Origin of the sequence: Pelagibius sp. Alg239-R121, assembly GCF_947331435.1 — a bacterium.
In the GTDB taxonomy this organism is placed as follows: domain Bacteria; phylum Pseudomonadota; class Alphaproteobacteria; order Kiloniellales; family Kiloniellaceae; genus Denitrobaculum.
Genome location: NZ_CAMZOF010000002.1, coordinates 430,314 through 442,929 on the forward strand (window position 1 = coordinate 430,314; position 12,616 = coordinate 442,929).

The following is a 12,616-nucleotide window of genomic DNA, read 5'->3' on the forward strand; positions in this document are numbered from 1 at the left end:
TTACAACCGTCCACGCCGCCCGGCGCGCCAAACAGGGAGCGCTTAATCGAAATCTGGTCCGCGTGGGTTACACCTGCGCGGTTTTTTTTGCCTCCGAGAACGAAATACGTCGGCGTGCCCTGGTCGTGGTCACGAAAAGTCATTTGGGAAGCGCCGGAAAATCGAGCGATCCGGTCCCGTGCTGTCATTCAGGTCGCGATCCAGATCAAGCAGGCTCGTCAGTTATCGAAGCTGAAATTTCACCGGTATGACCAAATCAAGCTTGGCTTGCCGCATGTCACCCGGCATGGCCGGCAGAGGCTGCGCCCGCTCGATCATACCGAGTGCCTCCTTATCCAGGCGCTTGTGGCCGGAACTCTCCTTGATGGAGAAGAGGGTGACCGATCCGTCGCGTGTAACAACGAAGTGCAACAAGACAACCCCCTCTTCGTTCCTGAGTTTGGAGCGGCGCGGATAACGTTTGTGTTTCTCCAACCAGGCCAGGACCTGTTTGTAATAATCACTATCGGCCCCGGGTCTGCCGCCGCCTGGAGTATTGTCACCCTGTCCGATTTCACTTTGCCCGGAATGGCCTGAACGTCCCCCCTCTCCTGCGACCTGGTTTTCGCTGGCAGTCGCATCCTGACCTTCGGCGGAGCCTTTTTTTACCTGCTCCACTGCGTCTTGCGATTTAGCGTCCTGCGTCGGCTCTGCCGCGCTGAGCGTTTTGCGCAGTTGCTTGTTCTTTCGAGGCGCGGCAACTTTCTCGGTCTTTTGCAGTGCCGGAGGTGGTATTTTTTTCTCGATCAAGGGCCGGCGTTTCGGGACGGGCGGGGCTATTGAGGCCGCCGCCTGGGTCAGATCTTCCTGGACAGGTACAACTTCTGCCGTCTGGATTTCGTCAGTGTCGGTTAGAAGCGGTTCAGAAATTGTAGAAGCGTCAGGTTCCAACTCAACCGCCTCGGCCAGCGCGGGTTGCTCGGCGGGTTCGGGTTGATGGATCTCTGGGCTATCAAGCGCCTCTTGCTCCCTTAACAGATCAGCTTCAAGTACAGGCGTAAGCTCTTCAGCGTCGATGGCTTCCGTAGACTCGAAGGCCTCGACAGCCTGCAGTTCGCTCGCAGCCACTTCCTCAGGCGCGTCAGGGTCTCCTTCTGCCGTAGCAACTTCACCCCCTGCTTCGCGTCCGGAAGGGCCGAGAGAGATCACCGTTCCACCCTGACCGAAGTTCGCAACCCCGCTGTCTTGCTGGCCGGGCAGAAAGAAAAGCATAGCACAATGAATTGCAAACGAAACCAGGACAGCAAGACACAAAGCGGCCAGGTGACCATCTTCGCGATCTTCAGACATCAAAGTGCCGGCGTCCTGAAATGTAAGATCGGTCATCAGGCAGCAACCACAAAAGGACAGCCACGCCTCGGGTGCGCCATGACGCTCACCGGCAACTCGAACACCGTCTCGATGAGCCCCTCCGTCAGAACTTCGACGGGCTTGCCCTGAGCCACCACCTTCCCCTCCTTCAGCATCACAATGCGGTCCGCGTACATTGCGGCTAGGTTCAGGTCGTGCAGAACCGCGACCACTCCGATCCCACGCCCGCACGCTCGCACCGCAGCCTGAAGGGTCGCGTGCTGGTGGGAGGGATCCAAACTTGATGTTGGTTCATCCAATAGAAGAAAACGGCCACCTGTTTCTTTCACCGCTTGTTCGACCTGTCGGCCCTTCACATCAGAATCACTGAATTCTATCTGCGTTAAAACCCGTGCCAGCTGCACACGCTGACGCTCTCCGCCGGACAGCGTCGTATAGACGCGATCCACCAGATGCAGGGTTTCCGTTTCCAGCAGTGCTAAGCGCGCAATGGTCAAGTCCTTGCCCTGGTCGCTGAAGCCGGCGTGGGGCGAGCGGCCAAGCAAGACCACCTCCAGAACGCGGAAGGGAAAGGTGAGTTCCGAATGCTGCGGTAAGACCGCGCGTCTGCGGGCCAGCGCCTCGGCCGGCCAGTCCGCCATGGCCCTGCCCTCGAGAAATGCTGAGCCGGCTTGTGGCTTGAAAGCGCCCGACATAACGGAAAACAACGTCGATTTACCGGCGCCGTTGGGGCCGACAACCGACAGCAGTTCTCCCGCAGCAACGCTAAGAGACACATCATTCAAGATATTGGACCCGCCAAGCTCAACCTTGATATTCTTGACTTCGAGCACTACCAGCCTCCCTTGGAACGGGACCGCACCAGCAGCCAAAGAAAGAATGGGCCGCCGACACAACTGGTCAGGATGCCGATCGGTAGCTCGGCGGGAAGAGCAACGGAGCGCGCGGCCAGATCGGCGAAAAGCATCAGGCTGGCACCCAGCAAAATTGAAGCCGGCAGCAGGGTCTTATGATCCGCGCCCAGTGTCAGTCGCACCAGATGCGGCACTACGAGACCAACGAAACCGATAACACCGGTAATCGCTACCGAGGCTCCCGTTGCGAGTGCAACGAGCAGAACCACCGCGCGCTTTGTCCATTGAATCTGAAAGCCAAGGTGTTGGGCTTCACGTTCACCGAGCAGGAGCGCATTGAGATGCCTGGCAAATAGCGACAATACGATGGTTGCACCGGCAATGAAGGGAGCGACTGTCAGGATTTTTGTCCAGGTCACGCCGCCAAGACTGCCTAACATCCAGAAATTGAGGTCGCGTAGCTGTTGATCGTTGCTCAGGAAGATCAGCAGACCAACCCCGGCCGCCGAGATGGCATTCATGGCGACACCTGCAAGCAGCATGGTTGCGACGTCAGTTTGCCCAGCATGACTGGCAATGCGATACACCAGAAATGTTGAGATGAGGCCACCGCAAAAGGCGGCAAGCGGCAAGGCCAGAAACGAGAACGGCGAGGTGCCGGGGACTTGGGGTTCGAAACCAAAGAACTGGCCCAGAACTATCGCAAGACTATTGCCCAATACAATTGTTGTCGCCGCCGCCAAAGCGGCGCCGGTTGAAACACCGATCAGCCCGGGGTCCGCCAACGGATTCCGAAATAGACCCTGTAGAGCCGCCCCGGACACAGCGAGCGCGGCTCCGACCAGGATCGCCAGGCAGGCTCGAGGCAAACGGATCGCAAGCAGAACCGTCTCTTCCCGCCGGCCGAAGGCCCACAACGAGTTCTGGAACCCGGCATCATCGACGGCGTGTTCGCTTAGCAATCCCAGAGCGTGGCCAAAAATGGCGATGATTTGAGGCAGCGATATGCCGACGGCCCCCCAGCCAACGGAAACCACGAAACCGACCAGCAACAAACCCGCAAGGGCCCAGAGAAAAAGGGTCGTCCGCTGCCGACGTCTCAGAGCGATCGTCATAACCTGGCCGGCAGCCAGACTACTAATTGCCATAACCCCTCACACTGTTTGTCATGAACCTAACGCGGTACATATCTGGACAATTACGGTTCCTTTTTCATTGCACCGGCAAAGTCCGGATGCAGCTTTGCGGCAAGCTGTTCGATCGCCAAAGGCGTACGGGGACCAAAACCAAGGAGCAGAAGGCCATCCATCGAAACGATCCGTCCATCCCGGCCCGCCGGGGTTTCGGCGATTTCTGGAACCTGCATCAGGTTTTCTGATCCGCCCAACAGGGTCAGTGAACGGTTGGTTACCAGCAACACATCTGGCGCTGCTTCAACCAGCGCTTCTGGCGACAGAGCCTTGTAGCCTTTAAAGGCATCGACCGCGTTCACTCCACCCGCAAGTTCAATAATCCCGGCCGCCGATGTTTCATTTCCAGCCGCCAGTGGTGCTCCACCGTTACCGATGGAAAGCAAAAACAATACCTTCGGCCTGGTTCCGACATCGGCGACCGCTTGCTTCAAATGCTTGAGGTCGCTCTCGACCTTGCGGGATAGCGCCAGACCCTTTTCCGATACAGCCATTGCGTCGGCAATCAGTCGAATCTTGTTCGAAATTCCCTGTGGTGTCGGGTCGTCAGGCACCAGGACGATCTGTTGGCCGGCGTCACGCAGTTGCTCGAGCACGGCGGGCGGACCGGAGTCCTCCACGGCCAGAATGAGCGAAGGCCCCATGGCCAGGATGGGTTCGGCTGCCAATTGCCTCATATAGCCGACATTCGGTAAGTCTGTAGCCTCGGCCGGAAAAAGACTGGTGGAATCGACGGCGAGAACACGATCCGCGAGTCCAAGCGCATAGACGATCTCCGTGACCGAGCCTCCGACCGACACCACCGAGCCACTGTCTGCGATCACGAGGCTATTGCCGGTCGCATCGACCATCGGCGACTGTGCAAAGGCTACCTGGGATTGGATGGCTAGCGAAGCCGCGAACACAGCGGCAACACGCAGCCTCACAAGACTGTACAGCAAGCTCACACTATCTCTCCGTAGGGCTCAAAAGCGGCAATCAAGCTCCGCCAGTCATCCCGCTCCAGCTCACCGGGTTTGCGTTTGCCGAACATCCAGGCAATCTGATCATCTCTGGAATCGAAGATCTCGAGCGACGTCACGACGCCATCACGGGTCGGCTTGCGGATGACCCAGGCCGCAGCAATCGAATCCATACGCAGATGCAGGTTGAAGCCTTCGTCCAGAACGTTGAACCAGGGCCCGAAAGCCTTCAGTTTCTGCACCGGACCGGTATGAATCTGAATAACGCCCGGGTTGCCGGTAAAGATCATGAGCGGCGTGCAGGTGCTGGAGGCCGTCTCTAGAGCAGACCGGAAACTGGTGGGATCGACTCGATAGGCAAAATCTTCGCCGACCAACCTGAAAGCCTGAACACGGCCAACACCCAAGTCCTTCAGCATCGCATGAAAATCGTGCACGTCCTGCAATTCGCGCCAACGCTTGCGCAGCTCCGCGGGATCGATCTCGGGGTCAGGGCGTTCAGGCTGGCGTGCCGGTAACGCCGAGACCTCCAGTCCAGGTTCCTGATTTGGATCGAGATACTCCGCCACTAAGGCTTCATAGGCCTGCCGGTCGCTGTCCTCGCGCAAGTAGACTTTGTGCACGGCGGTTCCGTCCAGATCGAAGAACTGCAGACTGTGGCGCACTCCGCTGCGGGTCTCTTCCGTAACCGCGTAACCGCTACGCCAGTGGTCCAGGAACAGCCGAAGGTCGATATCTTCATCCAGAACGAGGCCCATGGACTTGAAGATCGAAATCTTGTCGAACACGCCGACCTTTTCGTGAACCGCATGATCGTTGCGGGTCAGCACCATCACCTGCCCGAGGTTCGGGAAGCTCTTGATAATCTCACCCCATCGGCCCACAAGACGCCTGACATCTTCGCCACAGCGACAAGCCACCAACTCGCCTTCGGAAACGCCCAGCCGCCCGGCCGCATCCCGTGCACGCAGCTGCGGCTCCGTCGCTCTTAGGACCTGCCATCGGGTTTTGAGCTCTAACACGTCGATATCACTGAGCTCCATTTCGTCAATGACGACAGTTTCGGTCATTCTGTTCTTCCTTTCGCTACAACGCTCGTTCTGAACATCTTCGTCCTCACCATTTCAGCGAATAACTGACGAGGCCTTTGAAGTTACGACCCGGTTCCAGTGCGTTGGTGTTGACCCGTGCGTAGGATTTGTCGAAAACGTTATCGATCCCCAGATCGAGCCTCAGACCGCTCAACACGTCGTCGGACGGCTGCCATGAAAAGTAGATGTCGTGGACCGCGTAGCCGTCGCGCTCCTCGGCCTGCGTGTCGACCTCGTCAAATTTATCGGCAGCCAGCACGCGCCAGCCAACCAGAGAGTTGATCTCAGGCAGCTTCACAGCGGTGTTGAGGGTCACTTCGTCAGGCGTCAGAGTGCCCAGTTTTTCGCCTGTCTCTTCGTTCTCACCATCAATTCGTGAGAAACCCAGAGACACCAGGAAGCGCTCGCTTTCGTAAGAAGCTTCGATCTCTGAGCCCCATAGCTTTGCTTCGGGCACATTGAAGGTCGTCGTCGTACCATCGCAATTCCCTGGAATGAAGGGATTACAGTCGACAAAGGGTGTTGGTTGATCGACCGCTGTATCGATGAAGTCGTCACCCCAGATAAGGAAGTGGGATGCCTTGACCTGAAATTGATCGCCGGCATCCACCAGATCCTCAAAGGTCACGCCACCTCCGAACTCGATGGTCTTGGTTTTCTGTGGCTTCAGATCGCTGTTTGGTACGAAACGATTGGTGATGCCAGGACCGATAGGAATCTGAAAATGCACACCCGTCGTGAAGAGATCGTCAAACGTAGGTGCGCGGAAGGCCTCGGCATAGTTGGCGAATACGAGGAGCCAGTCGGTCGGCAGATAGCTGACACCGAGTCTGGGAGAGAGCGCAGTCTCTGTGTTGCTGTCCGAGACCGAACTGGACACCTCGTAACTGTCGAACCTAAGGCCCGGAATGATCAGGAGGTCACCCGGGATGACTCCGAAAGGCTCAGAAAATGTAATTTCCGCTTGAGAATAGATGCCCGTAAAACTGTCTTCTGCATCCGGCACGCCGCCCCGCTCCGCAGAACCCTGAGCGCCGTCCTGCTCGTCCTCGTAGTACTCCGCGCCGTAGGTGAATGTTACCGCGAGATCTTCCGAGAGCGTCAGATTAGACCGGTTGTCGAGGCGGAAACCGATGGTTTCGACATCACGCTCCAAGAGCGCGCCGGTTACTGCGAAAGTCGTCGGATCCAACTCAACTTCATCAACCTGCAGATCAGTGTAGTAGGCCAGGAAGTCCAGATTGATCAGATCGTTGTCGGGATCCTTGTAGCTGTAGGCAACCCGGTAGGTGTCTGACAGAACCTCTTTGTCGAAGACCTCATCGCTTATGGCCTGACCGTTGTTGGGTTCCTGTGCATCGTTGCGGAAGGTGGTGAAAGAGCCTTCGATGCGGTGGTACTCGGCAAACTCGTAGCTTCCCTTAAACAAGCCGGAGATGATTTCATCGTCGGTGTTGTCCAGCTCGGTGCCGTCGCCCAACTCGATGGAGCCGGAATCCCGCCGGGTTACACTGCCGATAAAATCGAGACCTTCGATCGGCGTGGCATAACCGGTCACCGTCCCGCTCGTTTCCCGGTTAACGGTCTGATAGCCGGTCGACGCTGACAGGCCGAAGGTTTCGTCTGCGGCCAAATAGTCGCTCGCATCGATGGTCCGGAATTCGATCACACCGCCTGTGCCGCCGCTGCCATAGAGTGAAGACGCAGGGCCGCGCAGGACTTCGACCTGCTTCAATAGACTGGGGTCGATGAAAAAGCGGCCATCGTGGGCCGAACCGAAATTCTGCCGTGCGCCATCGATCAAAACAATGACATCTGGGCCATCGAAACCGCGGATACTTGGCACTTCGCCCGTACGGCGCGGCCCGCCCGTAAACTCGACATTGGGAACGAACCGCAGGATGTCGTCAGGTGTCGAAGCCTGCCGGCTTTGAATCTCCTCTCGACCGATGACCGAGACCATGCCTGGGTATTCGAAAGCCTTGATCGGATTACGGGTCGCGGTGACCGAAATCGGATCCAGGATCTTGTCGTAAGTGACCGCGCCGCTTTCGGAGTCCTTTTTCGCCGTGTCGTTCTGAGCAAGTTCTTTTGCCGGGACTATCTCGCCCTGGCCTTCCGGTCGTCCGTCGACGAGCGACAAAGGCTCACTGGGCTTAAGGCCGTCTTGAGCCTGAACGGCGACCGAGATAAGACAGGATCCGATAATCGATACGGTCATCGCCGCGCCCGTGTTCTTCGGGCGAATGAAACCAGCCATAAATGCTTCCCCTTGGCTTTAAGCTTTGGATGTCGTGTCCTGGCTGGCTTGCGAAAGCGGCTTGGCCTTGGGTGGCTGGCTTGGACTTCGTAACGCGTCGTTTTATTGCCAAATGAACGTTTCGCCGGGCCTGCAAAACCTGGCCGGCTGGGTTCATTTGGTAAGAATCAATTTCCCTTTCTTGGTGGCACGTAACCGGTAGTGCTCGCCGTCATGTTCAATCACGACTTCATTGGAATCGGCAAAGAGGTCCCGGCTGTGCAACATTTTAATCTTGCGCGAAGAAAGGTTCGGCATACCCACTCCATCGAGATGGAGCGGATTGCGCCCGCTTTCCTTCGGCTTCACAGTCATATTGTCTTCCTGACTTTTCCCGCAGCTCGATTTCGCACTGAAGCCGAGTCTACGCTCGGGCTTTTCCAGCATTGCCGCTCCACAGCAACGAGTTGCGGGACCTTATTTGTTCTCCTCAAACATGAGGGTTCTTGGTGACCGGCACCCAACGATGCGGAGCCCGGTCGCCGCAACTCTCACTTCGACTCAATCAATAATGAGAATGACTCGCACTTGCAATGTTTAAATAACGCTCACTTCGCAATTAGCTTAGAAGTGGTCACTTCACGCTAGGTGTCGCCAGTATTTACAGGTTCTGGTTGAATACTGGTCTGTAACGCAGCCCACATCCCACGATGCAGAATTCACACGCCGGCTTGCTTGTCTGCGCGCCAGCAATCCGTAATCTGACGGTCGAGGGTCAAACCTGAAGATCAGCACAGAAACTGATCACTGCGCCGCGCAGTCCCCGCGCTGCAGAAGCAAGCCCCCAGATAAGCAGGAGAAGACACCGATGTCCGACCGCCCCGTTGTCCTGGTCACCCGCCGATTGACCGATGCCGTCCATGCGCGCCTGGAGAAGAACTACAATCCGGTTTTCAACCTTGAAGACCGGGTGTTCGATCAAAGCGAACTGGTTTCCAAATGCCAGTCAGTAGATGCGGTGATTCCCTGCCACTCTGAACTCTTCTCTGCCGAGGTCATTGCGGCGCTGCCGGAACGCCTGAAGGTCATTGCCAATCACTCCGTGGGGGTCGATCACGTGGACCTAACGGCAGCCAAAGAAAAAGGTGTGATCGTCACAAACACGCCGGATGTCCTGTCTGACGCGACGGCTGAAATCGCGATCCTCTGCATGCTGGGCGCGGCACGGAGAGCGAGTGAAGGTGACAGAATGGTTCGGGAAGGCCGGTGGGATTTCTGGAGCCCGGCTTTCATGGTCGGCGTACAGACGACGGGCAAACGCTTGGGAATCATCGGTATGGGCAGGGTCGGTCAAGTGATGGCAATGCGCGGCCGAGGTTTCGGAATGGAGATTCACTACAGTAACCGCCGCCGCTTGCCACAGGACCTCGAACAGGGTGCGATCTTTCATGAGACGGTCGAGGACCTGCTACCAAACTGCGATGTTCTGTCCCTGCACTGTCCCTCGACCCCCGAAACCAAGGGTCTGATGAACGCCGAACGCCTTGCCTTATTGCCAAACGACGCCGTACTGGTCAATACGGCAAGAGGACCATTGATCGACGAAGCTGCACTGATTGACGCCCTAAAGAATGGGGGCCTTTTTGCTGCCGGGCTGGACGTATTTTGTGACGAGCCGGGCGGCAATCCGGAACTGAGCAGGTTGGACAACGTCTTTATGCTGCCGCACGTCGGATCAGCGACCAAAGACACGCGCGATGCTATGGGGTTCCGGGCCATCGATAACCTGGATGCCGTTTTCGCCGGCCGGGAACCAGGCGACCGGGTCGCTTAAACCCAAGCGACCGAGTCGCTTGAATAGAGCGGCCGGATCATCTGATCGGCCTCAAACCTATTGGAAAAAGTGATCAGGCGTCAGCTGCGGCTGCCGGTGGACGCTTAGAGGTGGCTTCGTCGGACTCATCGTTCGCCGGGGGGGCCTCGTCCTGACCGACCGGCGCAGCAGCTGCATCCGATACTGCCGCCAGCTCTTCCTCACGGGCATTGGCAAGTGCTTCGATGATTTTGGCTTCCTCCGCTTCAGGCGTGCGGGGTTCAAGCTCGGGCGCACCGGGCCTGCCTTTGCATTCCAGGAAGACCCGTGCCGAACAATTCCGGCAGGTATCGTCAGCGAGCCGAGAAACCAACTGCTCGATCGCGGTCCCCTTGCTCTCGAAGACGTTCTCCGCACCGATTGTTTCAATAACCCGCAGCTTACGCAGACGCTTCAACATCGGAGGGTAGCGCGCAACAATGTACAATGCACCGCCACGCGCCTGACGGCGTAGGTGTTCCTCAACCATCATATCCGCGGCCGCCAGATCGATCTCGCCGACTCCCTTGAGTACCAGCACCAGATGAAGCTGACCGGCGTGGTCGCGTTCCAGCTTGCGGAATTCTGCCTCAATGGTCTCTACCGACCCAAAATAGACCGCTCCATCGATGCGCGCGAAGACGATTTCAGGACATTCCACCAGACTGTGCGCAATGACGTTGCGGAAACTTCGCCGGGTGCTGCCGGGGTCCGGTGAACTGATCGCCAGCTTCGGCCGTGCGGAGTTCGAGAGGAAAATCAGGAGGGAGAGAATCACGCCGACATAAATCGCGAATTCAAGGCGCACGAACAAGCCGGCCAGGATCGTCGCGATTACAACGGCACTGTCGGAGCGGCTGGAGCGCAGGACGTGCCGGATTTCCTTGCGGTCGATTAGCTTCCAGGCGACGTAGAGAATGATACCGGCCATAGCAGGCAGGGGCGTCAGGCTGACCAGAGGCGCCACGAAAAACAGCATGCCTCCCAGCAGTATCGAGGAGATAATGGCCGATATCGGGGTCTTGGCGCCGGCCTCGTAGTTAACGCCGCTGCGGGTAAAGGATCCGGAACCTGGATAGGCCTGGAACAACCCGCCCACAAGGTTCGACATCCCCTGTCCGATGATCTCCTGATTCGCATTAAAGCGCGTATGTGTCCGAGTCGCGAACGCCCGGCCGATGGAAACGGCCTCAAGTAACGCAATCAGTGCAATAGCGAACGCACTTTCCGACAGGCTGCCGGCGCTCTCCAGCGTCACGTTCGGGAGATAAAAACTCGGCGTAATCGAAGGCAGCTCCCCGACCATCGAGACACCATTCTCCCTGGCGTCCAGCAACCAAGCGAGTAGCCCACCGCCAATCAGCGCGAGCATGAAGCCAGGCAGGCGCACGGAAATCCTGCGGAACACAAGAACCAGAATCAATGTGAAAACGGCAATCACGATCGATCGCCAGTTCACCACGTCGACAGACGTCACGAGATTGTAGGCGCGCTCGACCACGGTTCCCCCGCGCGCCACTTGGACTCCAAGCACATCGCCCATCTGACTGATACCGATGAGCACTGCCGCGGCAGCGGTGAAGCCAACCAGGACGGAATGCGAGACAAAGGTCACGAGACGGCCAAGCTTGGCCACGCCGAGCGCGAGCTGGAATGCTCCGACAAGAAGAGTGAGGATAAGGGCCGATTCGATAAAAGCGGCAGAGCCGGGGTCGTGCTTGAGGTAAAGCGCATTGAAGACAACGGCAGAGATCGCCGTTGTCGGCCCGGAGATCATTACCATCGAAGAGCCGAAGATCGCAGCAACGATCGGCGTGATCATTGCCGTATAGATTCCGAACTCGGGTGGAAGGCCGGCGATCGTGGCGAATGCGATCGCCTGGGGCAAAACGATCGTTGCGTTGGTGAAACCGGCAAAAAGATCGGCGCGCAGAGTCCCCCTGTCAACTGATGGAAGCCAGGTCAAGCAGGGCAGCGCCCTGCTGAAAAACTCACTGCTGAAACTCACTCGCCGATCCCTTTCCGGCAATCAGGCTCTTGGTCGATAGATGAGAGAGCGATCCACGATCCTGACCGTTTCCGTCAAAAACGACCTCGCTCCGGATTCAGATATTCAAATTCCTCGCGCCCGAAAAGAGGGACGCTGCACCTCATTATCTATGTCCGTAGTAAAGGGACACTGAATGCTCCGCTTCTGCGAAGAACAACCAGCGTTCCGCCAACATCCCGATCAGATGCGACAGCACCGCCACCACCAGGAAAAATGCGCCCCCGTCCAATGCAATCGCGGCCAAGAGACCAAGCACCGGGACCGCGCCGCCCAGGGCAACGGCCAAGAGGCGCAGTTTGCGGGCATGCTTGCGGCCGACGCGGTAAACCATCTCTTTCATCAAATAGTTCGGCGAGGAATGTGGCGCTTCAAGCAATCGCACCTTGCCGATATGGCCAAGGCCGGTCGCGGTCTCCGGCGAAGAGCCGTTCGAACCGAGTGTCGTGCGGTCCGCGCGGCCCCACCAGACGAATTTGGCTACCCAGGCGACGACCATAAGGCCCAGCGCGGTTAATACAGCTGTTTCGGAGAAGGCTCCCAACAGGCTCGATAGCGCGGCAGCCAGGAGCGCGCCACCGGCGGCGGCAAACAGAAGGTAGCACAGCGGCGTCAGACCCGTTTGCCAGCGCGGCACGGTCTTCAAAGACCCGTAGATCATCGCAGTGGCGTACACCGTCACGATCGAGAGAACCGTCAGCAAAACGCCGATGGGGGCCACCCGGTCATCAGCAAAGATCCAAAGCACCGCATAAATGGCGAATAGCCCAAGGGTCACAGCGGCGAGAGCGCCTTCGCGCGACAGCCAGGACGACCGCCACTGGCTTAATGCGCGCCAGGCCCGCTCCGGATGCCCAAGGTGAAAGGTCGAAGACGCCAAACCCACGCTGGTCAATATGAATGCCAGGGCACAGGTAACGAAACCTGCCGTCCCGTCACTGGGTGCGGCGCCAAGACCGAGCATGGCAATCAGGCCGAAGCCCATGCCGGAGAAGGTGGTGAAAACAATAATCGAGGAAGCAGGATGCATT

At 57.8% G+C, this 12,616-nt stretch carries 10 protein-coding genes; 1 reads left to right on the top strand and 9 read right to left on the bottom strand.

What is annotated here, in order from left to right:
• Window positions 1–222: 222 nt before the first annotated feature.
• The 7 genes from QMZ18_RS09225 to hemP all read right to left on the bottom strand — a co-directional run bounded on the left by QMZ18_RS09225 (window position 223) and on the right by hemP (window position 8,004).
• Window positions 223–1,365, bottom strand: coding sequence for an energy transducer TonB (locus tag QMZ18_RS09225; RefSeq protein ID WP_282605988.1), 1,143 nt, complete (start codon window positions 1,363–1,365; stop codon window positions 223–225).
• Window positions 1,365–2,183: a heme ABC transporter ATP-binding protein gene (locus tag QMZ18_RS09230; protein WP_282605989.1), complete on the bottom strand. Its 819-nt coding sequence runs from the start codon at window positions 2,181–2,183 to the stop codon at window positions 1,365–1,367. The genes QMZ18_RS09225 and QMZ18_RS09230 overlap by 1 nt, the downstream gene beginning before the upstream one ends.
• Entirely contained in the window at window positions 2,183–3,352 is a 1,170-nt protein-coding gene (locus QMZ18_RS09235) for an iron ABC transporter permease (RefSeq protein WP_282605990.1), read from the bottom strand. Before QMZ18_RS09235 ends, QMZ18_RS09230 begins: the two co-directional genes overlap by 1 nt.
• A gap of 50 nt (window positions 3,353–3,402) precedes the next feature.
• Window positions 3,403–4,341, bottom strand: coding sequence for a hemin ABC transporter substrate-binding protein (locus tag QMZ18_RS09240; RefSeq protein WP_282605991.1), 939 nt, complete (start codon window positions 4,339–4,341; stop codon window positions 3,403–3,405).
• A complete protein-coding gene (locus tag QMZ18_RS09245; RefSeq protein WP_282605992.1) occupies window positions 4,338–5,426 on the bottom strand; it encodes a hemin-degrading factor in 1,089 nt (362 codons plus the stop codon). The genes QMZ18_RS09240 and QMZ18_RS09245 overlap by 4 nt, the downstream gene beginning before the upstream one ends.
• 46 nt (window positions 5,427–5,472) lie before the next feature.
• Window positions 5,473–7,707 (bottom strand): TonB-dependent hemoglobin/transferrin/lactoferrin family receptor, encoded by a 2,235-nt coding sequence (locus QMZ18_RS09250; protein WP_282605993.1) that lies wholly within the window; start codon window positions 7,705–7,707, stop codon window positions 5,473–5,475.
• A gap of 153 nt (window positions 7,708–7,860) precedes the next feature.
• Window positions 7,861–8,004, bottom strand: a complete 144-nt coding sequence (gene hemP, locus QMZ18_RS37035) for a hemin uptake protein HemP (protein WP_367575945.1) — start codon at window positions 8,002–8,004, stop codon at window positions 7,861–7,863.
• A 550-nt stretch (window positions 8,005–8,554) separates the two neighbouring features.
• On the opposite strand from hemP, the gene QMZ18_RS09260 reads away from it, so the two are divergent.
• A complete protein-coding gene (locus QMZ18_RS09260; RefSeq protein ID WP_282605995.1) occupies window positions 8,555–9,520 on the top strand; it encodes a D-glycerate dehydrogenase in 966 nt (321 codons plus the stop codon).
• 73 nt (window positions 9,521–9,593) lie between these two features.
• Here QMZ18_RS09260 and QMZ18_RS09265 read toward each other — a convergent pair whose 3' ends face one another.
• Window positions 9,594–11,546 (bottom strand): SulP family inorganic anion transporter, encoded by a 1,953-nt coding sequence (locus QMZ18_RS09265; protein WP_282605996.1) that lies wholly within the window; start codon window positions 11,544–11,546, stop codon window positions 9,594–9,596.
• A gap of 145 nt (window positions 11,547–11,691) precedes the next feature.
• The gene (locus QMZ18_RS09270) at window positions 11,692–12,615 is read right to left on the bottom strand and encodes a DmsC/YnfH family molybdoenzyme membrane anchor subunit (protein ID WP_282605997.1); all 924 of its coding nucleotides are present in this window, start codon (window positions 12,613–12,615) and stop codon (window positions 11,692–11,694) included.
• Window position 12,616 lies beyond the last annotated feature (1 nt).

Bases quoted from the DNA above. Each gene is read 5' to 3' on its own strand.
- QMZ18_RS09245 (WP_282605992.1), bottom strand. From the start codon at position 5,426: ATGACCGAAACTGTCGTCATTGACGAAATGGAGCTCAGTGATATCGAC.
- QMZ18_RS09270 (WP_282605997.1), bottom strand. From the start codon at position 12,615: ATGCATCCTGCTTCCTCGATTATTGTTTTCACCACCTTCTCCGGCATG.
- QMZ18_RS09250 (WP_282605993.1), bottom strand. From the start codon at position 7,707: ATGGCTGGTTTCATTCGCCCGAAGAACACGGGCGCGGCGATGACCGTA.
- hemP (WP_367575945.1), bottom strand. From the start codon at position 8,004: ATGCCGAACCTTTCTTCGCGCAAGATTAAAATGTTGCACAGCCGGGAC.
- QMZ18_RS09260 (WP_282605995.1), top strand. From the start codon at position 8,555: ATGTCCGACCGCCCCGTTGTCCTGGTCACCCGCCGATTGACCGATGCC.
- QMZ18_RS09225 (WP_282605988.1), bottom strand. From the start codon at position 1,365: ATGACCGATCTTACATTTCAGGACGCCGGCACTTTGATGTCTGAAGAT.
- QMZ18_RS09235 (WP_282605990.1), bottom strand. From the start codon at position 3,352: ATGGCAATTAGTAGTCTGGCTGCCGGCCAGGTTATGACGATCGCTCTG.